The sequence below is a fragment of the Lysinibacillus sp. RU7 genome (assembly GCF_057837305.1).
The window spans coordinates 1-287 of the sequence record NZ_JBYQFK010000094.1 but is presented as its reverse complement, the minus strand read 5'-3'; the positions used below and the strand labels follow the sequence as shown (position 1 = coordinate 287).

Below are 287 nucleotides of genomic sequence, written 5' to 3'. Positions count from 1 at the left end.
CCGCCCAGGCTGGCCAATTGCTGCTGCCACAGCCGCTGGGCATCGGCATCGTCGCCATCAACCTCGATCGCGTCGAACAGCCGCTCGGCGCCGCCCGCATGCAGCCAGCGATCGATCTGATGGCCGAAGGCACAGAAATCGTCATATTCTCGGTCGCCCAACGCCAGCACGGCATAGCGCAGACCGGGCAGGGCGGGGGGCTCGGACGCCATCACGCGGGCAAAGCCGCGCGCGCTGTCGGGCGGCTCGCCCTCGCCATAGGTGCTGGCGACGACGAACAGCCGGCG

1 protein-coding gene is annotated in these 287 nt (G+C 69.7%); it reads right to left on the bottom strand.

Going from position 1 to position 287, the window contains the following annotated elements; genetic code table 11:
* Window positions 1-287: flavodoxin domain-containing protein (locus AC3II9_RS21665; protein WP_489158743.1), on the bottom strand; the 287-nt coding region annotated here is incomplete at both ends.